Annotated in this window: 25 protein-coding genes and 2 tRNA genes; 10 read left to right on the top strand and 17 right to left on the bottom strand. The window is 72.5% G+C overall.

Annotated elements, in window-relative coordinates; translation table 11 throughout:
• The first annotated feature begins 150 nt into the window (after window positions 1-150).
• On the top strand, window positions 151-1854 hold the full coding sequence (locus tag OIE51_RS18970) for a BCCT family transporter (RefSeq protein WP_326598922.1): 1704 nt from the start codon (window positions 151-153) through the stop codon (window positions 1852-1854).
• Here the strand turns inward: OIE51_RS18970 and OIE51_RS27005 are convergent.
• The 3 genes from OIE51_RS27005 to OIE51_RS18950 are packed head-to-tail and all read right to left on the bottom strand — an operon-like array spanning window position 1823 to window position 3921.
• Window positions 1823-2860, bottom strand: a complete 1038-nt coding sequence (locus OIE51_RS27005; RefSeq protein WP_442811965.1) for a GNAT family N-acetyltransferase — start codon at window positions 2858-2860, stop codon at window positions 1823-1825. The genes OIE51_RS18970 and OIE51_RS27005 overlap by 32 nt on opposite strands.
• On the bottom strand, window positions 2857-3444 hold the full coding sequence (locus OIE51_RS18955; RefSeq protein WP_326598921.1) for a helix-turn-helix domain-containing protein: 588 nt from the start codon (window positions 3442-3444) through the stop codon (window positions 2857-2859). The genes OIE51_RS27005 and OIE51_RS18955 overlap by 4 nt, the downstream gene beginning before the upstream one ends.
• Before the next feature lie 45 nt (window positions 3445-3489).
• Entirely contained in the window at window positions 3490-3921 is a 432-nt protein-coding gene (locus OIE51_RS18950) for an SRPBCC family protein (RefSeq protein ID WP_326598920.1), read from the bottom strand.
• A gap of 103 nt (window positions 3922-4024) precedes the next feature.
• On the opposite strand from OIE51_RS18950, the gene OIE51_RS18945 reads away from it, so the two are divergent.
• Both OIE51_RS18945 and OIE51_RS18940 read left to right on the top strand, forming a co-directional pair.
• Window positions 4025-4504 (top strand): NUDIX hydrolase, encoded by a 480-nt coding sequence (locus OIE51_RS18945; protein ID WP_326598919.1) that lies wholly within the window; start codon window positions 4025-4027, stop codon window positions 4502-4504.
• Between the two features lie 9 nt (window positions 4505-4513).
• Entirely contained in the window at window positions 4514-4738 is a 225-nt protein-coding gene (locus OIE51_RS18940; RefSeq protein WP_326600694.1) for a hypothetical protein, read from the top strand.
• Here the strand turns inward: OIE51_RS18940 and OIE51_RS18935 are convergent.
• From OIE51_RS18935 to OIE51_RS18925, 3 genes are all read right to left on the bottom strand, one after another.
• The gene (locus OIE51_RS18935) at window positions 4735-5025 is read right to left on the bottom strand and encodes a hypothetical protein (protein WP_326600693.1); all 291 of its coding nucleotides are present in this window, start codon (window positions 5023-5025) and stop codon (window positions 4735-4737) included. The two genes, OIE51_RS18940 and OIE51_RS18935, sit on opposite strands and share 4 nt — an antisense overlap.
• Before the next feature lie 359 nt (window positions 5026-5384).
• Complete coding sequence (locus OIE51_RS18930) at window positions 5385-9146, bottom strand: ABC transporter ATP-binding protein (RefSeq protein WP_326598918.1); 3762 nt, start codon at window positions 9144-9146, stop codon at window positions 5385-5387.
• 451 nt (window positions 9147-9597) lie between these two features.
• Window positions 9598-10047, bottom strand: a complete 450-nt coding sequence (locus OIE51_RS18925; RefSeq protein ID WP_326598917.1) for a hypothetical protein — start codon at window positions 10045-10047, stop codon at window positions 9598-9600.
• A gap of 121 nt (window positions 10048-10168) precedes the next feature.
• On the opposite strand from OIE51_RS18925, the gene OIE51_RS18920 reads away from it, so the two are divergent.
• The 4 genes from OIE51_RS18920 (at window position 10169) to OIE51_RS18905 (ending at window position 12560) form a co-directional block, all read left to right on the top strand.
• A complete protein-coding gene (locus tag OIE51_RS18920) occupies window positions 10169-10537 on the top strand; it encodes a VOC family protein (protein ID WP_326598916.1) in 369 nt (122 codons plus the stop codon).
• Window positions 10538-10636: 99 nt separating this feature from the next.
• A complete protein-coding gene (locus OIE51_RS18915; protein ID WP_326598915.1) occupies window positions 10637-10963 on the top strand; it encodes a hypothetical protein in 327 nt (108 codons plus the stop codon).
• Window positions 10927-11721, top strand: coding sequence for a phosphatase (locus OIE51_RS18910; protein WP_326598914.1), 795 nt, complete (start codon window positions 10927-10929; stop codon window positions 11719-11721). The genes OIE51_RS18915 and OIE51_RS18910 overlap by 37 nt, the downstream gene beginning before the upstream one ends.
• A gap of 41 nt (window positions 11722-11762) precedes the next feature.
• Entirely contained in the window at window positions 11763-12560 is a 798-nt protein-coding gene (locus OIE51_RS18905; RefSeq protein ID WP_326598913.1) for a GNAT family N-acetyltransferase, read from the top strand.
• A 21-nt stretch (window positions 12561-12581) separates the two neighbouring features.
• On the opposite strand, the gene OIE51_RS18900 is transcribed toward OIE51_RS18905, so the two are convergent.
• The 3 genes from OIE51_RS18900 to OIE51_RS18890 form a co-directional block, all read right to left on the bottom strand.
• Window positions 12582-13472 (bottom strand): acyl-CoA thioesterase, encoded by an 891-nt coding sequence (locus tag OIE51_RS18900; protein WP_326598912.1) that lies wholly within the window; start codon window positions 13470-13472, stop codon window positions 12582-12584.
• Window positions 13473-13556: 84 nt separating this feature from the next.
• Window positions 13557-13630, bottom strand: a tRNA-Met gene (locus tag OIE51_RS18895).
• A gap of 51 nt (window positions 13631-13681) precedes the next feature.
• Window positions 13682-14134, bottom strand: coding sequence for a Fur family transcriptional regulator (locus OIE51_RS18890; protein WP_326598911.1), 453 nt, complete (start codon window positions 14132-14134; stop codon window positions 13682-13684).
• 158 nt (window positions 14135-14292) lie between these two features.
• Between OIE51_RS18890 and OIE51_RS18885 the strand changes: the two genes are divergently transcribed.
• On the top strand, window positions 14293-15756 hold the full coding sequence (locus OIE51_RS18885; protein ID WP_326598910.1) for a catalase: 1464 nt from the start codon (window positions 14293-14295) through the stop codon (window positions 15754-15756).
• 103 nt (window positions 15757-15859) lie between these two features.
• Here OIE51_RS18885 and OIE51_RS18880 read toward each other — a convergent pair whose 3' ends face one another.
• On the bottom strand, window positions 15860-16246 hold the full coding sequence (locus tag OIE51_RS18880) for a CBS domain-containing protein (protein ID WP_326598909.1): 387 nt from the start codon (window positions 16244-16246) through the stop codon (window positions 15860-15862).
• Between the two features lie 188 nt (window positions 16247-16434).
• Complete coding sequence (hisN, locus tag OIE51_RS18875) at window positions 16435-17229, bottom strand: histidinol-phosphatase (protein ID WP_326598907.1); 795 nt, start codon at window positions 17227-17229, stop codon at window positions 16435-16437.
• A 36-nt stretch (window positions 17230-17265) separates the two neighbouring features.
• Here hisN and OIE51_RS18870 point away from each other — a divergent pair, with 36 nt between their 5' ends.
• Complete coding sequence (locus OIE51_RS18870) at window positions 17266-17856, top strand: TetR/AcrR family transcriptional regulator (protein ID WP_326598906.1); 591 nt, start codon at window positions 17266-17268, stop codon at window positions 17854-17856.
• 34 nt (window positions 17857-17890) lie between these two features.
• Here the strand turns inward: OIE51_RS18870 and rsgA are convergent, their stop codons facing one another.
• Genes rsgA through OIE51_RS18850 form a run of 4 tightly spaced genes read right to left on the bottom strand, consistent with a single transcriptional unit; the run spans window position 17891 to window position 22014 of the window.
• Entirely contained in the window at window positions 17891-18895 is a 1005-nt protein-coding gene (gene rsgA / locus OIE51_RS18865) for a ribosome small subunit-dependent GTPase A (protein ID WP_326600692.1), read from the bottom strand.
• A gap of 13 nt (window positions 18896-18908) precedes the next feature.
• Window positions 18909-20258 (bottom strand): 3-phosphoshikimate 1-carboxyvinyltransferase, encoded by a 1350-nt coding sequence (gene aroA / locus OIE51_RS18860; protein WP_326598905.1) that lies wholly within the window; start codon window positions 20256-20258, stop codon window positions 18909-18911.
• 41 nt (window positions 20259-20299) lie between these two features.
• Entirely contained in the window at window positions 20300-21013 is a 714-nt protein-coding gene (locus tag OIE51_RS18855; protein ID WP_326598904.1) for a M50 family metallopeptidase, read from the bottom strand.
• A gap of 38 nt (window positions 21014-21051) precedes the next feature.
• Complete coding sequence (locus OIE51_RS18850; protein WP_326598903.1) at window positions 21052-22014, bottom strand: peptidoglycan recognition protein family protein; 963 nt, start codon at window positions 22012-22014, stop codon at window positions 21052-21054.
• Window positions 22015-22226: 212 nt separating this feature from the next.
• On the opposite strand from OIE51_RS18850, the gene OIE51_RS18845 reads away from it, so the two are divergent.
• On the top strand, window positions 22227-22556 hold the full coding sequence (locus OIE51_RS18845) for a hypothetical protein (RefSeq protein WP_326598902.1): 330 nt from the start codon (window positions 22227-22229) through the stop codon (window positions 22554-22556).
• Between the two features lie 88 nt (window positions 22557-22644).
• On the opposite strand, the gene OIE51_RS18840 is transcribed toward OIE51_RS18845, so the two are convergent.
• Both OIE51_RS18840 and orn read right to left on the bottom strand, forming a co-directional pair.
• A tRNA-His gene (locus OIE51_RS18840) sits at window positions 22645-22720 on the bottom strand.
• Window positions 22721-22808: 88 nt separating this feature from the next.
• Window positions 22809-23405: an oligoribonuclease gene (orn, locus tag OIE51_RS18835; RefSeq protein WP_326598901.1), complete on the bottom strand. Its 597-nt coding sequence runs from the start codon at window positions 23403-23405 to the stop codon at window positions 22809-22811.
• Window positions 23406-23438 lie beyond the last annotated feature (33 nt).

Here is a 23438-nt window from a genome sequence, read left to right as displayed (position 1 = left end):
GGTGCCTCTCGGCAACGAGTCTAGGAACCGGGGCGTGACACCCCCGGCGCGAAGGCCGACGCCCACGTATCGCACGATTCGCCCTCTTTGCCGCATTCGCCGTCTACGATGCGGAATGCCGCGCGCACAAACGAAGGGCTGGGAAACGCCATGCACAGTTCGGTGGAGACGAGCCGATCCGGGCGGCCGTCGCCGGCGGAGCCACGGACCGACCGCGTCGTCTTCGGCGTCGCCGCCGGGCTGACGCTCGCCTTCGTGCTCTGGGGCTGCGTCGCCACCGACTCGCTCGCCGACGCCTCCGGGGAGGCGCTGGACAGCGTCATCCACAACGTGGGGTGGGGCTTCGTGCTCGTCTCGTCCGGGCTGGTGGTCTTCGCCCTCTGGCTGGCCATCAGCCGCTACGGGCGCGTCACCCTCGGGGAGGAGGGGGAGGAGCCGGAGTTCCGGACGGTGTCCTGGGTCGCCATGATGTTCAGCGCGGGCATGGGCATCGGCCTGATGTTCTACGGCGTGAGCGAGCCGCTCAGCCACTTCGACAGCCCACCGCCGGGCACCGCCCCGCTCGACACCGGGGAGCGGATGTCGACGGCGATGGCCACCACTCTCTTCCACTGGACCATCCACCCCTGGGCCATCTACGCCGTCGCCGGCATGGCCATCGCCTACAGCGCCTTCCGGCGCGGGCGCCGCCAGACCATCAGCGCCGTCTTCACCCCGCTGATGGGCGAACGGCGGGCCAACGGCGGCGCCGGCCGCGTCATCGACATCCTCGCCATCTTCGCCACGCTCTTCGGCTCCGCCGCCTCCCTCGGGCTCGGGGCCCTCCAGATCGGCGGCGGCGCCGAGGAGCTGGGCTGGGTGTCGGACATCGCGACCGGCGTCCTCGTCGTGATCATCGCGGTCCTGACATCGGCCTTCGTCCTGTCGGCCATCTCCGGCGTGGACAAAGGCATCCAGTGGCTGTCCAACATCAACATGGTGCTGGCCGCGCTGCTCGCCTCCTTCCTCTTCCTCGCGGGCCCGACCGTGCTGATCCTCGACCTGATCCCGACCTCGATCGGCTCCTACGCCGACGCCCTCCCCGCGATGGCGGCCCGCACCGAGGCCAGCGGCGGCGAGGACATCGCGGGCTGGCTCTCGGGCTGGACCGTCTTCTACTGGGCCTGGTGGATCTCCTGGACGCCGTTCGTCGGCATGTTCATCGCCCGCATCAGCCGGGGCCGGACGATCCGGCAGTTCGTCGGCGGCGTGATCCTGGTGCCGAGCACGGTCAGCCTGCTGTGGTTCACCATCTTCGGCGGCACGGCCATGCGCCTGGAGGCGGACGGCGCGGGCATCACCGATGAGGCCACCGCCGAGGGGCGGCTGTTCACGGTCCTCCAGGACTACCCCGTGGCCGGCCTGACGACCATCGTGGTGATGATCCTCGTCGGCATCTTCTTCGTCTCCGGAGCGGACGCGGCCTCGATCGTGATGGGCACGCTCTCGCAGCACGGCACCCTGCGGCCGAACCACCTCGCCGTCGTCTTCTGGGGCGTGCTCACCGGGGCGGTCGCCGCCGTCATGCTGCTGATCGGCGGCGGTGGGTCCAGCGCCCTGGACGGCCTTCAGAACCTGACCATCCTGGCCGCCGTGCCGTTCACCCTGGTCCTGATCGGCCTGTGCGCGGCCCTGATGCGCGACCTGCGTCACGACACGGTCATCGTGCGCGGCGAGCAGGCGGAGGAGGCCGTGGAGATGGCGGTCATCGCCGGACACGAGCGATACGCGGGCGACTTCGAGATCCGCGTCGGCCCCGGTACCGGCGCCCTCGACATCACGGTCACACCGGAGGGACCGAAGCCGGCCCACTGAGCGCGCCGCCGGGGCCGCCGGGGCCGCCGGGGCGGCGCATGCACACCAGCCCGTCCCGGCCGTCCCAGGACGTGACCTGGGCGAAGCCCAGCCGCTCGTACAGGGCGCGGGCGCCCGTCCGCCATCCCCACACCGTCAGCCGGACCGCCGCCCCCTCGGCGCGGGCCAGCGCGGCCCGCGTCAACGCCGACGCCACTCCCCGGCCGCGCGCCGCCGGGTCCACCCACAGCCGCTTGAGCTCCGCCTCGCCCGCCACCGGGGCCGTCAGCACCACACACCCGACGGCCGCGCCACCGTGCCAGGCCACCAGCACCGTGTCGCCGGCGAACGCGCCCGCCGGATCGCGGATCTCCTTCCGATACCGGTCGGTCAGCTCCGCCTCGCCCTTCTCCCGCTGGGTCGCCCGGTGGTAGCTCGCCAGCAGGTCCCCCAGCTCCGCCTCCCCCGCCCACGGCGCGACGGCGGCGGGCAGGCTCTTGCGGTAGTAGCTGGTCGGCCGCAGGACCCCGTCCGGGTCGGCCGCGTGGCCGGGCACCTCGCCGAACTTGATCCACCCCGCCGACCGGTACAGGTGCTCGGCGCCGCTGTCCTTCTGGGTGTCCAGGAGCAGCAGCGTCACCCCGGCGTCGGCGGCGGCCCGTTCCGCCACCGCGAGCAGCGCGCGGGCCACGCCGCGCCGCCGCGCCGCGCCGCTCACCAGCAGCTTGGCGATCTCCGCGCGGTGCCGCCCGTTGGGCTTGGGCTCGAAGACGAGGGAGACCGTCCCGATCCACCGCTTCCTCTCCTCCTTCTTCTGCCCCTTCTCCCCCTCCTCCCCGTCCTCCGCCGCCGCCCAGACCGCCGTCCGCCCCTCCGCGACGGCCGCCGCGTGCCCGGCCCACCACCGCGCCGCCTCCCCGGCCGTGAACGGCCGCAGGAAACCGACGGACGCCCCGTTCTCCACGGCGTCCACCAACAGCTCGGCCAGCCCCGGCAGCTCCCCGGCTCCCAGCCGTACGATCCTCACGGCAGCACCACCACGACGGCGTACCGGACGGGCTCCGGGCCGGGGCAGCGGTACCGCGAGGCCCCCCGGAGCCGGAACCGCAAGCAGTCCCCCGGCTCCAGCACATGCTCGTCGTCCCCGACCCGCAGCTCCAGCGGGCCGCCCGCGAGCACCCAGACGTGGTGTTCGAGCCCGGGCACCGGCGGCCGGTCGTACGGCACCTCGGCGCCCGGCTCCAGCAGTCCTTCGATCACCTCGCCGCGCAGCCCGGCGTGCGGCGGGGACACCGCGCGCCGCACGAACCCCGCCTCCTCGTCCCGCCACACCGCCTGCCGCGCGGCCCGCACCAGGCCCGGCGGCTCCTCCTCGACCTCCATCAGCAGCCGCGACATCGTCCGCCCGTACACCGAGCAGAGCCTGCCGAGCAGCGCGGCGGTGGGGCTGATCTCGGCCCGCTCCAGCCGGGACAGCGTCGAGCGGCTCACGCCGCTGCGTTCGGCCAGCTCGTCCAGGGACCAGCCGCGCTCCCCGCGCAGCTCGGCCAGCCGCGCGGCCAGCCGGGAATCGATGGAGTCCGCGTCGGACACCAGCACGACCTCTCTCATATCCGGGAGGTTATCCCATATAAGAGAAGCGCTTCGCGGCGCCGGTCACCGCTCGCCGGCGAGGAACTCCGTGAGGCTGCCCAGGAGGATGAGGGTGCCCTGCTCGGCCTCGGCGCACTCCTCGGCCGTCCGGCACTCCTGCCGGATCACCAGCCGGGTCCGCCGGCCGCCGTCCAGCTCCTCCAGCACCATGTCCATCAGCGCCGGCTCGTCCTGGCCCGGGATGTCCATCGCGGTCACCAGCCGCCGGCGCGGCTCCACCACGGGGTAGGTGCCGGTCAGCGGATACTCGTTCCCCTCCGGGGCCACCAGCGTCGAACGCCACGCCCCGCCCGGCCGCACGTCCAGCTCGACGGACGGCAGCGGCGCCCCGAACCACTGGGCGAACCGCTCCCGCAGCGTCCAGGCGTCCCACACCTCCGCCACCGGCGCGTCCAGCTCCCGCGTCACGGTGTAGCCCGTCGTCGTCGCGCTCATGGTGATCAACTCTCCTTCGCCCCGGCCCCGCCCGCTGCGAGCACCGCACACCAGGACAGACCACGGCCCCGCCGGAAACTCATCGGCGGCTAGGCTGCGCGGCATGAGCGACTCCCCGGCCCCCCTGGCCACCGGCCCGCTGGGCATGCGGCTGCTGGCCTTCGAACGCCTCCCGGAGGACACCGGCTTCACCGAGGCACCCGTCGCCTACAGCCTGGTGGCGCTGTGGCACGCGGGTCTGCTCCTCATGGTCCATGTCCGCCACCGGGACTGCTGGGAGCTGCCCGGCGGTTCGATCGACCCGGGCGAGACGGCGCGCGAGGCGGCGGTCCGGGAGCTGCGCGAGGAGACGAGCCACCCCATCGCCCCGGCCGCCCTCACCTTCGCGGGCTTCGCCAAGACGTCCCTGCCCACCAAGCGCGTTTTGCGCGGCGCGCTCTACCACGCCGAGACGGCGCACCCCACCGCGTTCGAGCCCAACGACGAGATCTCCGCGATCCACTGGTGGAACCTGGAAGACCCGCTCCCGTACGGCCGGTTGCAGACCGTGGACAGCTATCTGGCCACTCTGGTCCGCGCCTGAGGACGGGAGATAGGCGGACCCGACGGCTTCACGTACACCGAACACCCCGACGGCACCGTGCGGATCACCCACCACGGCCGCCGCGCCACCACCCCGCGCGGAGATCGCGCCGAACGTTTCCTCGCGGAAGTGGCAGCTGGCGACCCTCAGTTGGTCATGGCCCGCTGGACGGGCAACTACCGAGGCGGCAACGAACGCACCGCCACCGACCACCCGCGCAACCGCCGCGGCTAGTAACGCCGCACGCGGCTGGCCACGGCGTTGCCGAGGAAGAGGTACACCAAGGCCGCCAGCCCGTAACCGCAGACCACGCGAGCCCACTCGTCGTTGAAGGTGAACAGGTCGTGCGACCAGCTCGCCAGCCAACGCGAGGCATCGTGAAGGAAGTTCACGAGGTCGTTGCCCGGGTTGGCATCCAGCAGATACATCAGGATCCACAGCCCGATGATGAAGGCCGCGACATCCGCGACAACCGCGATGGCGGCCGCCACGGGACCGAGTCTCAGATTTCTAGCGGACATGACATCCCGGGTTGCCCGGCGCGCGGTCGCCAAACTCACGCCGACGGCACGAGTTTCCGCCCCGGGCACTCATCACGCCCCCACCACCGTCGCCGGTCCCCGGCAAGGCACCGACGCCCACGGTCGCCCGCCCGGCTACGACGGGCTGTACCGCCCGGACTCCGCCCTGATGCCGGGCTCCACCGCCGCGGTCAAGCCGGTGCCGACCACCGCCGCCGCCGTCCAACGGCGCCTGACCGCATCATCGGCGACTTCGCCTCCTGACGCCGCGTCCGCCGAGAAAGGGAAACGCCCACATCCCGCGCCCGGCCGCCCGGCCCGCCGCACACCGTCCACCGTCAACCGTCAACCGTCAACCGTCAACCGCCCACCGTCGTGGGCTCCCCCACGTACGTGCGCCACAGCTCCGCGTAACGCCCGTCCGCCGCCACCAGTCCGGCGTGGGTGCCGTCCTCCACCACCCGGCCGTGGTCCAGCACCACCACCCGGTCCGCCCGCGCCGCCGTCGTCAGGCGGTGGGCGACGACCAGTGTCGTGCGGCTGCCCGCGAGCCGGTCCGTGGCCTGGTTCACCAGCGCCTCCGTCGCCAGGTCCAGCGCCGCCGTCGCCTCGTCCAGCAGCAGGACGTCCGGCTTCACCAGCTCGGCCCGGGCCAGCGCGACGAGCTGCCGCTGCCCCGCCGAGAGGTTCCGTCCGCGCTCGCCGACCCGGTACCGGTACCCGCCCTCCAGCGCCGCGATCATCCGGTGCGCGCCCACCGCCCGCGCCGCCGCCACGACCTCGGCGTCCGTCGCGTCCGGCCGCCCGTAGGCGATCGCGTCCCGAACCGTGCCCGGGAAGAGATAGGGCTCCTGCGGCACCACGCCCAGCCGGTGCCGGTACCCGGCCAGGTCCAGCTCGCGCAGATCCGTGCCGTCCACCCGCACCGCGCCCGCCGTCGGATCGTAGAAGCGGGCCACCAGCTTCACCAGCGTCGATTTGCCCGCGCCCGTCTCCCCGACGAACGCGACCGTCTGCCCGGCCGGAATCCGCAGCGTGATCCCGGACAACGCCTCCTCCTCCGCGCCCTCCTCGCCCCGGTAGGCGAAGCGCACCCCGTCGAACTCCAGCTCCCCGCGCAGCGAACGGACCGCCACCGGAGCGGCCGGCGCCGGCGTGCTCGTCGGCTCGCGCAGCAGCTCCTGGATGCGGCGCAGCGAGACGACCGCCTGCTGGTAGCCGTCGAAGACCTGCGAGAGCTGCTGGACCGGCGCGAAGAACAGCTCGATGTACAGCAGATACGCCACCAGCGCGCCCGCCGTCAGCGACCCGTCCCCGACCCGCCCGGCCCCGACGATCAGCACCCCGGCCGTGGCGAGGGTGGCCAGGAGCTGGACGAACGGGAAGTACACCGAGATCAGCCACTGCCCGTGCACCCGCGCCTGCCGATAACCGTCCGACCGGGCGGTGAAGCGCTCGTACCCGTCCCGCTCCCGCCGGAACGCCTGCACCATCCGCAGCCCGGCCACCGACTCCTGCAGATCGGCGTTGACGCCGCTGACGCGCTCCCGCGCCAGTTCGTAGGCGCGGACGCTGAGCCGCCGGAAGAAGACCGTGCCGACCACCAGCGGCACCAGCGTGGCCAGCACGACCAGCGCGAGCTGCCCGTCGATGACGACGAGCACGCCCATGATCCCGAAGAACGTCAGCACCGCGACCAGCGCCTGCGTCAGCCCGGTCTGGAGGAACGTGGTGAGCGCGTCCACGTCCGTCGTCATCCGCGTCATCACACGACCGGTCAACTCGCGCTCGAAGTAGTCCAGGCCCAGCCGCTGGAGGTGGGCGAAGATCTTCACGCGCAGCGAGTACAGCGCCCGTTCGCCCGTCCGGCCCACCGCCCGGATCGCGCCGTACTGCGCGGCCCACTGCGTCAGCACCACGGCCAGCGCCAGCCCGGACGCCACCCACACCGCGCCCAGCGCGTCGCGCTGCACGCCCTGGTCGATGCCGTGCCGGATCAGGACCGGCAGCAGGAGCGAGGCCACCGCGTCCGCCACGACCAGCAGCAGCGCCAGCAGCAATGGCCGGCGCAGCCCGCCGAGCAGCCGGCGCAGCCCGTAGCTGGTCTCGGGGCGGGCGGCCCGTTCCTCGTCCACGTCCGGCGCGTCGTCCGCCGGCGGCAGCGCGGCGACCCGCGCCAGCAGCTCGGGCGTGGCGCCCGCCGCCGGGTCCTCTTTCTCCTCTTTCTCCTCTTTCTCCCCTTCTTCGCCTTCTTCCCCTTCTTCGCCTTCCCCCTCTCCCACGCCCCACAGCCCGGCCGCGTCGTCGTCCTCGGCCCCGTGCGCGTCGCCGCGCGCGTCCTCGTCCGCCGCGAGCCCGGCCGGGTCCCGCTCGACCCCGCCCAACTCACCCGGATCGGCCAGCAGCCGCCGGTACGGCTCGCAGCGCGCCACCAGCTCCTCGTGCGTGCCGGTGTCCACCAGCCGCCCGGCGTCCAGCACGGCGATCCGGTCCGCGAGCTGGAGCGTCGACTGCCGGTGGGCGATCAGCAGCGTGGTCCGCCCGGCCATCACCGACCGCAGCGCGCCGTGGATCTCGTGCTCGACCCGCGCGTCCACGGCCGAGGTCGCGTCGTCCAGGATCAGCAGCCGGGGGTCGGTGAGGATCGCGCGGGCCAGGGCGACGCGCTGCCGCTGCCCGCCGGAGAGGGTGAGGCCCTGCTCCCCGATCACGGTGTCGTAGCCGGCGGGCAGGTCGCTGATGAACCCGTCGGCCTGCGCCGCCCGCGCGGCGGCCCGGACGCGCTCCTCGGTCGCCTCGGGGTGCCCGTAGGCCAGGTTGGCGCGGATGGTGTCGGAGAAGAGGAAGCTGTCCTCGGGCACCAGCCCGATCGCGGACCGCAGCGAGTCGTACGTCAGCGTCCGCACGTCCTCGCCGCCGATCCGGACGGCACCACCGTCCGGATCGTAGAAGCGCGGCAGCAGCAGCGAGACGGTGGACTTGCCGCTGCCCGAGGTGCCCACCACGGCCAGGGTCTCGCCCGGGTCGATGCGCAGCGACAGCTCCCGCAGCACGGGCCGGCCCGCGCCGTACCCGAAGCTGACCCGGTCGAACTCGACGGTGGCCGGGGCGTCGGCGGGCAGCGCGTGCGCGTCCGGGGCCTCGCGTATCTCGGGCTCGGTGTCGATGAGTTCGAGCACCCGCTCGACGCCCGCGCGGGCCTGCTGCCCCACGGTGAGGATGACGGTGAGCATCCGGACCGGGCCGACGAGCTGGGCGAGGTAGGTGGAGAACGCCACGAAGGTGCCGAGCGTGATCTGCCCCCGGGTGGCCATCCAGCCGCCGAGCGCCAGCATCGCGACCTGCCCCAGGGAGGGCACGGCCTGGAGCACGGGCGTGTAGCGGGCCGACAGCCGCACGGTCCGCATCCGGGCACCGAACAGCCGCCGCCCGGCCGCGCGCAGCTTGCCGGTCTCCTGCTCCTCCTGCCCGAAGCCCTTCACGACGCGCACGCCGGTGATCGCGCCGTCCACGACGCTCGCGACGGCGCCCGCCTGGTTCTGCGCGACCCAGGTGGCGGGGAAGAGCCGGGTGCGGCTGCGGTCGGCGACGAACCAGAGGGCCGGCGCCACGGCCAGCGCGACCAGCGTGAGCGGCGGCGACAGCACCGCCATCACCACGAGCGAGACGACGAAGAGCATCAGGTTGCCGATGGTCATCGGCATCATGAAGAGCAGCCCCTGGATGAGCTGGAGGTCGCTCGTCGCCCGCCCGACGACCTGCCCGGTGCTGAGCTGGTCCTGCCGCCGCCCGTCGAGGCGGGTGATGGTGCGGAACATCTCGGTCCGCAGGTCGTGCTGCACGTCGATGCCGAGCCGGCCCCCGTAGTAGCGGCGGATGAACGTGAGCGCGTACACGACGACAGCCGCCGCGATCAGCAGCCCGATCCAGAGCCCGAGGCCGCCCTTCTCACCGATCACGACGTCGTCGATGACGACCTTGACGATCAGCGGCATCAGGCCCATGACACCCATGCCGACGAGCGAGGCACCGATCGAGAGGAGCAGGTTGCGGCGGTACCGCCAGCAGTAGCCGGTCAGCCGCCGTATCCAACCACCGTCTCGCGCCGCCTGTCCCACCACAGAACGCCTCCCGCTCCTCGTCGTGCCGCCGCCATCGCTAGCCAACGTCTGGGCGTGCGCGTTTCATCCCACCGCAACACTGTGAAAGGCCGTCCGCCACCGGAAAAATCATGTGCGGCCCGCGCGGGAGCCCGCCCACGGTCCGGGCCATGGGTTTCCAGCAGATCCTGATCGGCGGTTCGAGCGCCTTGGCGCCGACCGGCGGCTGGAGCCCGCTCCGGACCCGTCGTCCGCGGCGCGGGCGCCCGACCCCGGTCTGAGTCCTCCTCCTCCCGGCCCAGGGCCGTCCGGGTGTCCCCACCGCCCCGGACAGGCCGCCGCTCCGCGCGGGCCCGTCCTCACACACGAGGACGACGACGCCCGTGGCTTCCGGCCGCAAGACCCTCTCGCGGAACTGCCTGAACGACGCCCGCGTGCTCAGCCGGATCGTGACCGCCGCCGGCCGCCCGGATCAGTCCGCCGGGGCGTCCGGGCGGCGGGTGTTGTCGATGCGGACACCACCGTGGATCACGGCGGCGGCGATCGAGCCGCGGTCGGCGCGGATCGTCATGTCGCCGCCCACCACGAGCCCGTCCGCCGCCCCCTCCCGCAGCAGATCCCGCAACCGGTCGGCGAGCGCCTCCCGTTCGCGCTCGTCGGCCACACTCTCGAACAGCGTCTCGAACCGGGTGCGCCAGGCCGTCTGCTGCTCGATCCGGACCAAGTCGCCCCCGGCCCCGTCCGCCAGCGCGGCGGCCGTCCGCTCCAGCCGCTCCAGCTCGGCCCGCTCCCGCGCCTCGTCGCCGCGCCCGAACCACCCGGCCACCCGGGCCCTGAACCCGGCCCACGCGTCGGTCCCCGCCGCCTGCACCACGGCCGTACCACCCGCCGCCGCCAGCGCCGTCCACGCTTCCGCGAGCATTCGCCCACCCACCTCACTCGTATCCGCCACCCAGGTACACGTCCGGCGACCGCCGCGGGTTCCGATGAGTTCCGCCGCGCGCCCGGGTCTCAGTCTCCGTCCCTACCGAAAGGAATGACCCGTGTTCAAGAACACCAAGGCGTTCAGCGGATTCTCCGTGGACGACATCCGGGCGGCCAAGCGGTTCTACGGCGAGACCCTCGACATCGACGTCTCCGAGGAGAACGGGCTGCTCATCCTGCGCCTCGCGGGAGACCGCGACCACCTGATCTACCCCAAGCCGGACCACACCCCGCCCACCTGCACCCTGCTCAACTTCCCGGTGGACGACATCGAATTGGCCGTCGACCGGCTCACGGAGCGCGGCGTGGTCCTCGAACGCTACGAGGGCGCCGACGAGAAGGGCATCCACCGAGGTCACGGCGGCCCACCGATCGCCTGGTTCCGCGACCCGGCGGGGAACTATCTCTCGGTCCTCCAGGAATCCTGAGACGCAGGCGGGGACATCCCCTCGTGGAGATTCCCCGCCGCGTTCGGTGAAGAACAGGCCGCGCGGGCACCGGGGATGGTCGGTCCGGCCGTTGTCGGGGTGGCCGGCGTCGCCGCAGAACGCGACGCCGGCCGCGCCGCCGCCGTCACCGGCCCGGTCGCCGTTCACCGGATCACCCTCGGGGTGCCACACGTACACCCGCGCCACGTCGGCACCCGGTACACCACGCTCTTTCCGGCCGCCGCCGCGCTGGTCCTGGCCGCCGGCCCGGTCGCCACGGCCCTGGTCACGGCGGGCGTCGTCCCGGCCCACCGGGGACCGGCGCCCGCCGAGATCACAGCTCGGGCACTTCCCCGCCGTAACCAGGTCATCGGGGCGATACTGGCCGTATGCCGACGACCGCCGTCCCATCCAGAGCGGAACTGATCGACCATCTGATAAGCACCCGCATCGCGGGCGACGTGGCGACCCCGCGCGAGAACAACCTCTCCCATTACCGGGAGCTGGCGAACGGCAACCGGTATTTCTGGCTCGGCCTCGAATTCGGCGACCGGTGGACCGACGAACAGGACGTGCTGGCCGTGATGGCCGAGCGCTGCGGCGTGGACGAGGACCCGGGGCACCGGCAGGGCCAGGACACCATCGACCCGGAGCTCACCGTCGACGGGCTGCACCGGGCGGCGACGCTGCTGCGCAAGGCCGTGGAGGCCGGACAGCGGGTGCTGGTCGCCACCGGCCACCCGGGCGGGCTGCTCGACGTGCACGCCCGCACCGCCGCCGCCCTGGAGGCCGCCGGCTGCGACCTGGTCCGCGTGCCGATCGGGCTGACGGCCGACGAGGGCGTCGTCGCCCAGATGGCGGGCGTGGCGATGTACGAGCGGGGCGCGACGCTGTGGCACACGCACTCCCCGCAGCCCATGGCCGAGATCCTCGACGCCCTGCCGCTGGCGGGCGAGGCACTGCCCGACCTGGTGATCGCCGACCACGGCTGGGCGGGCCGCGCGGCGCGGCAGGGCATCGACACCATCGGCTACGCGGACTGCAACGACCCGGCCCTCTTCCTCGCCGAGGCCGAGGGCACGCTGTCGGTGTGCGTGCCGTTGGACGACCACGTCGCGAATCCTCGGTACTACGAGCCGCTGACCGCCTACCTGCTGGACGCCGCCGGGCTGGCCCAGGAGTGAGGCCCCGGGCCACCAGCCCGGACCGGCCCCTGCCGGAGCCCGTGCCGGGCGACGTACCCCTGTCCGTGCCGGGCGCCGAGGGCCTGTACCGCCGTCACCGGCCCGACCCGGAGTCGTTCGACGCGAGCTGGAACGCGGCCGACGTGCACCGGCTGCACGCCCACCTCACCGGCCCCGACCGGCCCGCCGCCCTGGACCGGCTGCTGACGGCGTGGGAACGGGCGATGCCGCGCTGGCCGCGCGGCGCGGACGCCGAGGCGGTGCTCACCCGGCCGAGCCGCGATGTCGCGCTGACCCCGGTGCTGCTGGCCCACGGCATGATCCCGAAGCGGATCGCGGCCGTCCGCCCGGCCGCCCACCGAGCGCCCAGGCCGGGTCCCTGCCCCCGGGCGCTGATCCGGCCGCTGGAGACACCCGACGCGGAGTGGGCGGCCCGGCTGTGGCTGGACGGGCTGCGCTGGGACGCGCAGTTCGGCTCCTGCGCGATCCGCGCCTCGTCGGCACGGAACATCGGGCAGCGGCTGGCCACCACCCTCGTCTGGGTCGCGGAGATCCGCCGCGAGGTGGTCGGCCTGCTGGCCGTGGACGACCCGGCGCGGGAGACACGGCTCCTCGGCGGCATGGGCTACCTGACGTCCCTGATGGTCGCCGCCCCGCACCGCGGCGAGGGCATCGGCACGGCCCTGGCCCACACCGCCCACACGGCCCTGGCGGAAGCGGGCTGCACGCGAACGATGCTCCACTACGCGGCCCTGAGCCCGGTCTCCGCGCCGTTCTGGCACCACCACGGCTACCGCCCCCTGTGGACGACGTGGGCCCGCCGCGCACCGCCGCGCTGAACGGAGCGGGTGCGCCCGGGCTCACGCCCGGGCGCGCGGGACCCGCATCAGGCCCTCCTGTATCACCGAGACCGCCAGCCGGCCGTCCCGCGTGAAGATCCGGCCGTGCGCCAGGCCCCGGCCGCCCTGGGAGGTCGGGGAATCCGTGTCGTACAGCAGCCACTCGTCCGCCCGGAACGGCCGGTGGAACCACATCGCGTGGTCCAGGCTCGCGCCCACGATGTCGCCCGTCATCCAGCCGCCGCGCCCGTGCGCGAGCAGCACGGAGTCCAGCAGCGTCATGTCCGAGACGTACGTCCCCAGGCACAGGTGCGCCACCGGGTCGTCGCGGTCCCCGTCGAGCTTGCCGTTGATCCGGAACCACACCTGCGCCCGCGCCTCGCGCGGCTCCCCCGCCGTGGCGAACGGCGGCTCCGCGACGTACCGCAGGTCGATCGCCCGTCTCGCCTGGAGCAGCAGCTCCATCGCGCCTCGGTCGAAGAAGAGGTCCGCGTAACGCGGCAGCAGCTCCTCGGCGGGCGGCAGCGTCTCCGGGTCCGGCGCCGACGGCATCGGGTCCTGGTGCTCCAGTCCCTCCTCGGCCACCTGGAAGGACGCCGACAGGTGGAAGATCGGCTGCCCGTGCTGCACGGCCACCACCCGGCGGGTGGTGAACGAGCGGCCGTCGCGGATGCGGTCCACCGTGTAGACGATGGGCGAGCCGGGGTCGCCGGAGCGCAGGAAGTACGAGTGCAGGGAATGCGGCAGCCGGTCCTCCGGCGCGGTGCGGCAGGCGGCGACGAGGGCCTGTGCGGCGACCTGCCCGCCGAAGACCCGGGGGATGACGGAAGCGTGACTGCCGCCCCGGAAGATGTCCCGTTCGATCCGTTCCAGATCCAGCAGGTCGAGCAAGTACTGAAGAGTGGCGTCCATACCGGTGATTCTCGCGCACGGACGCGCGGACGCGCGGACGCGCGGAAGCCCGGATCCTGGTCAGGATCCGGGCTTCCGGTTCAGTAGCGGGGACAGGATTTGAACCTGCGACCTCTGGGTTATGAGCCCAGCGAGCTACCGAGCTGCTCCACCCCGCGTCGTGATGTCTTTACCCTAGCGCCACCCGGAGGCCGCGTGCAAATCGGCGGTCAGCCACGCCCGGCGGAGGTCACCGCGGCGACGGCGACGACGGCGACGCAGTCGGGGCAGCGCCCGTAGTACGTCACGGCCACGTCCGAGACCGAGAAGCCGAACCGCTCCTCGGCGGGCAGCGCGGACAGCGGGTCGGAGGTGATCCGCACGTCCCGCATCAGGCCGCAGCCGGAGCAGACCAGATGCTGGTGCGGGTGGTGCGCGTTCGGGTCGTACCGCTTGGCCCGGCCGTCCGTGGTGACCTCCAGGACCTCGCCGAGCGCGACCAGCTCGCCCAGCGTGTTGTAGACGGAGGCACGGGAGATCTCGGGCAGCCGCTCGACGGCCAGCGCGTGCACCTCGTCCGCGGTGAAGTGGACATGCTCACCATCCAGCACCTCGGCGATGACGCGCCGCTGGGCGGTGAGTCGCCAGCCGCGGTCCCGGAGTCGCTGAAGCAGGTCACTCATGCCATCCACCCTAACGCGGGACGAACCTTGACCCGACCGTGTACGGATCGAGGAGCCGTCTTGACTTGGACATAGTCCAATATAGGATCTGGACCATGCGACGGCCAAGGGCCTGAGCAGCACAGATCAGCTGAACACCTGAAAGGCGTGACAGGCAGATGACCGACCAGATCGCGGCGGGACCGCTCACCACGGAGTCCGGCGCCCCGGTTGCCGACAATCAGAACAGCCAGTCGGCCGGCGTCGGCGGCCCCGTGCTGATCCAGGACCAGCTCCTGATCGAGAAGCTGGCCCACTTCAACCGCGAGCGGATCCCGGAGCGGATCGTGCATGCCCGCGGCGCCGGCGCGTATGGCACGTTCACCCTCACCGCCGACGTGTCGCGGTACACCCGGGCGAAGTTCCTGTCCGAGGTCGGCAAGCAGACCGAGGTCTTCCTCCGCTTCTCCACCGTCGCGGGGAATCTGGGAGCGGCCGACGCCGTGCGCGACCCGCGCGGTTTCGCGATCAAGTTCTACACCGAAGAGGGCAATTACGACCTGGTCGGCAATAACACGCCCGTCTTCTTCATCAAGGACGCGATCAAGTTCCCGGACTTCATCCACACGCAGAAGCGCGACCCGTACACCGGCTCCCAGGAGGCGGACAACGTATGGGACTTCTGGGGTCTGTCCCCCGAGTCGACGCACCAGGTGACCTGGCTGTTCGGTGACCGCGGCATCCCCGCGTCCTACCGCCACATGAACGGGTACGGCTCGCACACCTTCCAGTGGACCAACGAGGCCGGCGAGGCGTTCTGGGTCAAGTACCACTTCAAGACCGACCAGGGCATCAAGAACCTCACGACCGAGGAAGCCAACGTCCTGGCCGGCACGGATCCCGACAGCCACCAGCGGGACCTGCGCGTCTCCATCGAGAACGGCGAGTTCCCGTCCTGGACCGTGCAGGTGCAGATCATGCCCGCGGCCGAGGCCGCGAGCTACCGGTTCAACCCGTTCGACCTGACCAAGGTCTGGCCGCACGCGGACTACCCGCCGATCACCATCGGCAAGCTGGAGCTCAACCGGAACCCGGAGAACATCTTCGCCGAGGTCGAGCAGTCGATCTTCTCCCCGCACCACTTCGTGCCGGGCATCGGCCCCTCGCCCGACAAGATGCTCCAGGGCCGCCTGTTCGCCTACGGTGACGCCCACCGGTACCGCGTGGGCATCAACGCCGACCACCTCCCGGTGAACCGGCCGCACGCCACCGAGGCCCGCACCAACGGCCGCGACGGCTTGTCCTACGACGGCCGTCACGGCGGCGCGAAGAACTACGAGCCGAACAGCTTCGGCGGCCCGGTCCAGACCGACCGCCCGCTGTGGGAGGCGGTCCCCGTCACCGGGTACACGGGCGACCACGAGGCTCCCTCGCACACCGAGGACAATGACTTCGTCCAGGCGGGGTACTTGTACCGACTGATGACGGACGAGGAGAAGGACCGTCTGATCGAGAATCTCGCGGGTTTCATCGCGAAGGTCTCCCGTGACGACATCGCCGAGCGGGCCGTGGAGAACTTCCGCGAGGCGGACGAGGACTACGGCAAGCGGCTCACGGCCGCGGTCCAGGCCCTCCGCGGCTGATATCTCGCATATCGCCGCTTGCCGTAATACCCCGGAGCGGCCGGACGCCCTGAGGCTCCGGCCGCTCCGGACTGTGCGGGGCGCTCCGGGCTGTTCGGGTCGCTCAGGCCCTGCCGACCACCGGGGTCCAGCAGTTGATGATGTCGCGCACCGAGACGATGCCGATCGGCTCGTTCGCGTCGAGGACGATCAGATGCCGGAAGCCGCCCTGCGCCATCGCGGACGCCGCGTCGGCGAGCGTCCACTGCGGGGCGGCGAAGACCACATCGGTCGTCGTGTGCGCGCCCGCCCGCTCGCGGTCGGGGTCCTGGCCCCGGCCGACCGAGGCGAGGACATCGCGTTCGGTGAGGATTCCCACGCCTGAGGTCTCGGGGTCGAGCACGACCGCCGCGCCGACCCGGCGGGCCGACATCAGACGGGCCGCCTGACGGAGTGTGTGAGTCGGGCCAATGGTGAGGACGACGGTGCTCATCGCGTCGCGGACCAGCATGGATGAGCCACCTCCTGCCATGAGAAGGGGGGTGAGGGTTGGGGGTGGAGCGGAGAAATCCGGAGGAAAAGGGAGAAGCGGGTGGCACTCGCGAAGGGATTCACAAGGCCACAAGTGGGGGGGATTCTCATGCTCACACGTCGCCACCGCCCCAACAAGGGTCTGTACCGCGGAAAACCGGGAGGCGGTCAGGAGCCCAGGTACCCCAGCAGTTCTCCGTGCAGGAGCCCGTTGGACGCCGCGGCGTCTCCGCCGAGCGGGGTGTCCCGTCCGTCCAGCCCGGTGAACCGGCCGCCCGCCTCCCGCACCACGATCGCGCACGCCGCCATGTCCCACAGCGACAGCTCCGGCTCGGCGCAGATGTCCACCGCCCCCTCGGCGACCATCATGTAGGACCAGAAGTCGCCGTACGCCCGCGTCCGCCAGCAGGCCCGCGTCAGCTCCAGGAACCCGCCCAGCCGATCGCGTTCCTCCCAGCCCGACAGCGACGAGTACGAGAATGAGGCGTCCGCCAGCCGTGACACCCCCGACACCCGCAGCCGTGTCGCCGACGTCAGGCTCCGGCCCGTGTACGCGCCGCCGCCCAGCGCGGCCCACCAGCGGCGCTGGAGCGCCGGTGCCGAGACCACCCCCACCACCGGCCGGTCGCCGCCCTCGCCCCGCTCCATCAGCGCGATCAGCGTGGCCCACACCGGCACGCCGCGCACATAGTTCTTGGTGCCGTCGATCGGGTCCACGATCCAGCGGCGCGGCCCCTGCCCGACGCTCCCGAACTCCTCGCCCAGCACCGCGTCCCGTGGCCGGGCACGCTGGAGAACGCCCCGGATCAGCTCCTCGGCGCCCCGGTCCGCCTCGCTGACCGGTGTCATGTCCGGCTTCGTCTCGACCTTCAGATCAAGGGACTTGAACCGCTCCATCGTCGCGGCGTCGGCGGCGTCGGCCAGGACGTGCGCGAGGCGCAGATCATCGTGGTAATCGGACATGCCCCACAGTATGCGGCCACCGGAGGACCGCCCCGGATGCCGGACGTCTTGACACCTCCCGCCCCTCGCGTCAATCCTGTCCCGCACCAGTCGGAGCCGCCCTTCGAAGGCGAGGACGCGACGTTGCCCACCGCGCGCGAGTCCCTGTTGCGAGCCGCCAGGGACGCTCTCGAACGGCGTCCCTGGCCGATGGTCAGGATGGTCGAGATCGCCACCGACGCCGGAGTGTCCCGGCAGACGCTCTACAACGAGTTCGGTGACAAGGCCGGCCTCGGCTCCGCGCTGGCGGAGCGTCAGGTCACCGCGCTACTCGACGAGTTCGGCTCGTTCTGCGCCGACGAGCACCGCACGCCCGCCGCGATCCTGGCCGGGACGACGGACTGGATCGTGCGCGCCGCCCACGCGGACGTCCTGGTCCACGGCGCCCTCGTGGGCTGCCCGGGCGCCCGGCTGCCGCGGTCCGCCTGGGGACCGGGCGCGCTGATCGCGGAGCTGCGCGACCGGGCCGTGCGCGCCCTGGCCCGCCGGACCCCGCCGGCCGAGGCGGCCGGTCTCCCTCACCGCTGCGAGACGGCGATCCGCCTCGCCGTCTCCCACCTCGTCGCCCCGGCCCCCGGGGGCCGCTGATCCGGGCGACCGCCGCGCGCCAGCCCCTCGCTCCCTAGTCCCCCTCGCGCCGCTCGCGGGTGGCCAGCAGGCGGCGCAGGGAGTACAGCCGGGCCGGGTCCGCGTGGCCGGCGACCACCCAGGCGTCCAGCGCGCACTCCGGCTCGTCATGACTGCACGCGCGCGGGCAGTTCTCCGTGCCCGGCTCAAGGTCGGGGAAGGCGAGGATGACCCGCGAGGGGTCGACGTGATGCAGACCGAACGACCGCACGCCGGGCGTGTCGATCACCCAGCCCGAATCGTCCGGCAGCGGCAGGGCGAGCGCCGAGACGGTGGTGTGCCGGCCCCGGCCGGTGACGGCGTTCACCTCGCCCGTGGCTCGCTGCCGCTCCGGCACCAGCGCGTTGACCAGCGTCGTCTTGCCCACCCCGCTGTGCCCGACGAACGCCGTGACGTGCCCGGTCAGCAGCTCCCGCACCCGGCCCACGGCCTCCTCGTCGAACTCCTCACGGGTGGTCACCACATGCTGGATGCCGAGCGGCGCGTAGGTCTCCAGCAGCGGCCCGGCCGGGGCCAGGTCGGATTTGGTGAGGATCAGCAGCGGATCGAGTCCGGCGTCGAACGCCGCGACCAGGCAGCGGTCGATCAGCCGCGGCCTCGGCTCGGGGTCGGCGAGGGCGGTGACGACGGCGAGCTGGTCGGCGTTGGCGACGACCACCCGCTCGAACGGGTCGTCGTCGTCCGCCGTCCGGCGCAGCGCGGAGCGGCGCTCCTCGACCCGCACGATCCGCGCCAGGGTGTCCTTGGCGCCCGACATGTCCCCGACAATGGCCACCCGGTCGCCGACCACGACCCCCTTGCGGCCCAGTTCGCGCGCCTTCATCGCGGTGACCGTGCGGTCCTCGACCAGGCAGGTGATCCGGCCCCGGTCCACGGTCAGGACGAAGCCCTCGGCCGCGTCCTCGTGGGCCGGACGCCGGTTGGTGCGCGGCCGGGTGCCCCGGCGGCTGGGACGGAACCGGATGTCGTCCTCGTCGATGTTCTTCCCGTACCGGCGCATGGCGGCGCGGGCCCTAGTCACTCTCTCCCGAGAGCATCCGGTGCCACAGATCGGGGAAATCGGGCATCGTCTTGCCGGTGGTGGCGATGTCCTCGATCTCGACGTCCTTCACCAGCAGGCCGATGATCGCGCCCGCGGTGGCGAGCCGGTGGTCCTCATAGGTGTGGAAGACGCCGCCGTGCAGCGGGCGCGGCCGGATGCGCAGGCCGTCGGAGGTCTCGGTGACGTCGCCGCCCAGCGAGTTGATCTCCTTGGTGAGCGCGGCGAGCCGGTCCGTCTCGTGCAGCCGCAGGTGCGCGACGCCGCGCAGCACCGACTCCGAATCGGCCAGCGCGGCGACGGCCGCGATCCCCGGGGTCAGCTCCCCGACCTCGCTGAGGTCGGCGTCGATGCCCCGCACCCGCCCGGTGCCACTGAACGTCAGGCCCCGATCGTCCAGGGTGCAGCGGCCCCCCATCTCGGTGAAGATCCGGCGCAGCGCGTCACCGGGCTGCGTGGTCCGCCGTGGCCAGTCCGGGATGGTCACCGTGCCGCCGGTGACCAGAGCGGCGGCCAGGAACGGCTGCGCGTTGGACAGGTCGGGCTCGACCACGAGGTCGCGTCCGAGCAGCGCGCCCGGGGTCACCCGCCACACGTTGGGCTCGCCGCCGGAGTCCGGGGAGTCCACCTGGGCGCCCGCCTTGCGCAGCATGTCCACGGTCATGCGGATATGGGGCATGGACGGCAGGACCCGGCCGGTGTGGCGGACCTCGATGCCCTGGTTGTACCGGGGCGCGGAGAGCAGCAGGGCGCTGATGAACTGCGAGGAGGTCGAGGCGTCGACCTCCACATAACCGCCGTCGAGCGACCCGACGCCGTGCACGGTCATGGGCAGCGCGCCGCGCCCGTCGTCCTCGACACGGGCGCCGAGGGCCCGCAGGGCCGCGATCAGGCCGCCCAGCGGGCGCTCGTGGGAGCGCGGGTCGCCGTCGAAGCGGACCGGCCCCTCGGCGAGCGCGGCGAGCGGCGGCAGGAAGCGCATGACGGTGCCCGCGTTCCCCACGTCGACGGCGGCCGGCGCCTGGGGCATGGCCGGGATCACGCGCCAGGACTCGCCGCGGCCGCGCGGCAGCCCGGAGACGGCGGAGCTGGACGAGACGGTCTCCTCGATGCCGATGCCGAGCGAACGCAGCGCGTCGGCCATCAGGAGGGTGTCCCGGGAGCGCAGTGGCCGGCGCAGCCAGCCGGGGTCGGCGGCGAGCGCGGCGAGGATCAGGGCCCGATTGGTGACCGACTTGGATCCGGGCACCGTGACGGTCGCGGCGACCGCGCCGGAGGCGAGCGGCGCGGGCCAGAGCGCGAGGGTTTCACTGTGGTCGGTCATAAACACTCACTCTAGTGCGCGACGCACCGTGACCACCCGGATCACATGCCGAACAGCCATCGGCCGCCGCCGATCAGGGAGGTCAGGGTGACGGCGTGGAAGAAGAAGAACCACATCGGGGCGGGCACGTGCGTGAGCCGGGACAGCTGGTCGGCGTCGGAGTCCCGGGCCGCGCCGCGCCGGCGTTTGGTCTGGAGCTCGAACACCGGCCGGACCCCGCCCAGCAGCAGGAACCAGACCACCAGGTAGGCGAATCCCGCCTGCACGTCCGGCTCGGTGAGCCAGGACACCAGGAGGAACGCGGCCCCGGTGAGGAGCACGGTCAGCATGCCGTAGGCGTTGCGGACCATCACGAGCAGCGCGAGCAGGAGGCCGGTGGCCCCCCACAGCAGGGCGGTGATGCGCCCCTGGGAGAGGAGCGCCGCGCCGCCGAGCCCGAGCAGCGAGGGCGCGGTGTACCCGGCGGCGGCGGTGAGGATCATGCCGAACCCGGAGGGCTTGCCACGGGAGACGGTCAGACCGGAGGTGTCGGAGTGCAGGCGTATGCCCTCCAGCCGCCGGCCGGTCAGCAGGGCCACCAGCCCGTGGCCGCCCTCGTGCGCGATCGTGATCGTGTTCCGGGACAGGCGCCAGACGCCGAACGGCGTGACCGCCGCGAGGGCGAGAGCGGCGGTCACGAGGATCAGCCAGAGCTCGGGCTCCGGCTGCGTGCCGGTCACCCGGTTCCACAGCTCGTCGATGTCAGCGATGTCCATAGCGGGCCGATTTTACGGGTCCGCCGGTAGGCGTGGGGTCAATTCCCCGATTGTGTGATCGCCTGTTCTATGCGGGCCACCAGGGCATCGGCGTCCACGCTCGGGTCGCCGGCCGCCAGAGTGCCGGCCAGCTCCGCCACGGTGGCGCGCAGCGCCGTCACCTCGGCGACCAGGGCGGTCAGGTAGCCCCAGGCGTCCTTGGTGGCGCCGTCGCCCTTGAACTGCCAGGTGTGGTGCGGCGACGAGGCGTCGTCCCACATCTGGCGGGCGTCCCTGCTGTCCAGCCGGGTGTCCTTGTAGAGCGCGACCTTCCGCGCGGCGGCGGTCGCGATCTTCTCGATGTCGTCGTCGGACACGGCCATGTCGTCCTCCTCCTCCGGATTCCAGCCGGCGGCATGCTTGAGCCGCTCGGCCACGCGCTTGCGCACGTCGCCCATCGAGATGCCGGGGCCGCGCGGGTCGATCTTCCCCGGCTGCCACTCCAGGTGGCCGATGACCGAGGTGTCCCCGCCCTTGCCCCAGCCGTGCGCCCGGCAGAGCGCCGCGGAGGCGCGCACGATGGCCTCCACCTGCTCCGGGGGCCAGGGGTCCTTGTTGTCGCCGAGGTTGACGCACTCGAACCCGTAGAAGTGGATGTTGCCGTCGGTGTCGGTCTCGTTGTCGGCGGGCAGCGCCTTCTCGGCGATGACGGCGGCGAGCACGTCGCCGTCGCCCGAGCCCGCGTGGTTGGCCCGGCCGTGACCGACCAGGTAGACGGTGCCGGACTTGGCGACGACACCGTGGCACAGCGGCCCCGGCAGGTCCGAGCGGCCCACGTAGCACAGCTCGACCGTCGCGTCGGTCCCGGTGGTGACGGTGTGATGGATCATCACACCGTTCACCGGCCCCCACGGCCCCTTGTGATTACGGTTGTTCGTCCGCCACGACTTGTACTCGACGACCTTGACGCCCTCGTCCTTCAGAGCTTTCAGCAGAGTGTCGGCGGAGAGCGGAGTAGCCATAGCCATCCCCCTTCGCTCCGGGGCAGGGCGCCCCGGACGCTGTAACCAGATTGCCACGGAGAGTGGCACTCCGTGCCCAACTTGACGGAAATAACAGGCTATTGACGGTGTCGTACCGGTCCCGCCAGCGCGGCGGCGCGCGAACCGGCGTGTTCCGCCGGTTGCGCCCGCGCCTGTTGGGCAGGGAGAGGAGAGGGCCGGCGCCTCGGCCCGTGATCGTCGAGCAGGGGGTTCCCGTGTCGGTCCTGATCATCGGCCGCAGACGGCGCGTGGTGGACAAGGCCGCCACCGCCCTGCGGGGCGAGGGCTTCGCGGCGGCGGGTGTCACGGCCGACGAGGACGCCGCCCGACTGCTGGCGGCCGGCGGCGTCACGGCACTGGTGATCGGCGGCGGCGTGGGCCCGGTGAGCCGCGAGCGCCTGGCCGGGCTGGCCCGCGCGGCGGGCGCGGCGGTGATCCACGGCCGCATCGGGTTCGGCGGCGTGCGGAGTTATGTGCGCAAGCGGCTGATCCCGGAGTTGAGGCGCGGCCCGGCGGCCTGAGCCCGTGCCGCCGTGCGCCGCGGCACCGTGGCGCCGGAAGCGGCGAAAGGCCCGGCCGCGTCGGACGCGGGCCGGGCCCTTCATGACCTGGGGTGAGTGACGGGACTTGAACCCGCGGCCACCTGGACCACAACCAGGTGCTCTACCAACTGAGCTACACCCACCATGACCGCCACGCGCGGGAAGAGACCTTTCCGCACCGGTCGGGTTATGAGTGTACAGCCTCCCCGAGCCCGCCGGTGCCACGGTTTCTCAGCGCACCACGTGCTGGGCGGCGATCCGTTTGGCGGCGTCCGAGTCGGGGCCCGGCTGCGGCACGAAGATCGCCTCGCGGTAGTACCGGAGCTCGGCGATGGACTCCTTGATGTCCGCCAGCGCCCGGTGGTTCCCGCTCTTCTCCGGGCTGTTGAAGTAGACCCGCGGATACCAGCGGCGGACCAGCTCCTTCACCGAGGAGACGTCGATCACGCGGTAGTGCAGGTGCGACTCCAGCCGCGGCATGTCCCGGGCGAGGAAGCCGCGGTCGGTCCCGATCGTGTTCCCGCACAGCGGCGTCTTCCCCGCCTCCGGCGCGTGCTCGCGCACGTAGTCAAGGACCAGCCGCTCGGCGTCGGCCAGGGTGGTGCCGCCCGCCAGCTCGTCCAGGAGCCCGGAGGCGGTGTGCATGGCGCGCACCACCTCCGGCATGGACGCGAGCGCGCCCTCCGGGGGGCGAATCACCACGTCCACCCCCTCGCCGAGCACGTTCAGCTCGGAGTCGGTCACCAGCGCGGCCACCTCGATGAGCGCGTCGTCGGCCAGCGAGAGCCCGGTCATCTCGCAGTCGATCCACACCATGCGGTCGTTCATGCGAACAACCTTACGTTGCGGGACCCGACCGGC

The organism is Streptomyces sp. NBC_01803, assembly GCF_035917415.1.
Taxonomy (GTDB): domain Bacteria; phylum Actinomycetota; class Actinomycetes; order Streptomycetales; family Streptomycetaceae; genus Streptomyces.
This window is presented reverse-complemented; position numbering and strand designations above follow the sequence as displayed.